This window comes from Mixta theicola, from assembly GCF_002895925.1.
Taxonomy (GTDB): domain Bacteria; phylum Pseudomonadota; class Gammaproteobacteria; order Enterobacterales; family Enterobacteriaceae; genus Mixta; species Mixta theicola.
Window position 1 is genome coordinate 1 of record NZ_NWUO01000042.1, and the last position, 1,509, is coordinate 1,509.

A 1,509-nucleotide genomic window follows, 5' to 3' on the forward strand; every position below is an offset into this window, starting at 1 on the left:
CGAGGTGCGCAATCTGGCACAGCGCAGCGCCCAGGCGGCGAAAGAGATCAAATCACTGATTGAAGATTCGGTTGCCCGTGTTGATACCGGTTCAGTGCTGGTGGAAAGCGCCGGGGAAACCATGAGCGACATCGTCAGCGCGGTAACGCGGGTAACCGACATTATGGGCGAAATCGCCTCGGCGTCGGATGAGCAGAGCCGCGGCATTGACCAGGTTGGCCTGGCGGTAACCGAGATGGATCGCGTGACCCAGCAGAACGCTGCGCTGGTGGAAGAATCCGCCTCCGCCGCCGCCGCGCTGGAAGAGCAGGCCAGCCGCCTCAGCCAGGCGGTATCGGTGTTTAAAGTGCGCCAGGAACAGGCAGATCGTCCAGCAGCGCTGAAAACGCCGATGCTCAGCAAACCTGCGGCATCAAAGCTGGCCGCCGCGCCTGCCGCTGCTGACAGCAACTGGGAAACCTTTTAATTTCCCCGATCCCTGCATCCGATAAGCAATGAGAATAAAGGATGCCGTTCTGAGACGGCATCCTGCGACTGTGGATAAACCGCAAAAAGCGGCGGGTCCTGGCGCTTTTCGTTTTATTTCTTCTGTTATGCGCCTGACGTTGGCGGTTAATTTCAGATAAGGATAAAGATCCCGTTGAGTATGCCGATAAATCTCATCATTCAACCACGCTTTAAGGTTCACTATGTTTAAACATATTAAAGTTGTGACGGCACTTATCCTGGTGCTGGCGATATTCGCTGTACTGCAGATTGCCTCAAGCGGGCTGTTTTTTAATGCCCTGAAAGGGGATCGACAGAACTTTATGCTAACGCAGCAGATCCAGCGCGAGCAGGTCCAGCTCAACGCTGCCTGGGTTGCGCTGCTTCAGGCGCGTAACACCCTTAACCGCGCCGGTATCCGCTATATGCTGGACGCCAACAATGCGGGCAGCGGCAGCACCGTTAGCGAGCTGGTGGCGCAGGCGAATCAGCAGCTGGAAACGGCGGATAAGAGCTTCGCCGCCTATCACCATGAACTGCCGGATGAAGTCAAAAACATGGCTTACCTGGTCGCGGTAGATGAAAAATATAAGGTACTGCACGACGCGCTGACCGAACTGGTGCAGCTGCTGGGCGCAGGCAACCTGAAAGGCTTTGTCGATCAGCCAACGCAGGGGTATCAGAACGATTTTGAAGGGACTTATAACACCTGGGTTCAGACCACCAGTACGCTGACGGCCGCCGGTGCCGAACAGAATGAGAGCGCCTATCAGCGCGCACTGTGGATCATTGGCATCGTGCTGTTGATGCTGGCAGGTATCGTTGTGCTGGTCTGGACCGGTATGAAACAGCTCCTGCTGCGTCCGCTGAAATCCACCATCGAGCATATTCGTTATATCGCCGCAGGCGATCTGACGCAGCCGATCGAAGCGGAAGGGCGCAATGAGATGAGCCAGCTGGCCGCCAGCCTGAAGCATATGCAGCAGGCGCTGGTACGCACCGTCAGCGACGTGCGCGACGGTT

At 56.6% G+C, this 1,509-nt stretch carries 2 protein-coding genes; both read left to right on the forward strand.

Going from position 1 to position 1,509, the window contains the following annotated elements; genetic code table 11:
• Positions 1 to 466 (forward strand): methyl-accepting chemotaxis protein (locus COO59_RS20445; protein ID WP_240614181.1); only part of this gene is annotated, 466 nt, incomplete at its 5' end.
• A gap of 223 nt (positions 467 to 689) precedes the next feature.
• A partial coding sequence (locus COO59_RS20450; protein WP_121494960.1) for a Tar ligand binding domain-containing protein occupies positions 690 to 1,509 on the forward strand: 820 nt, incomplete at its 3' end.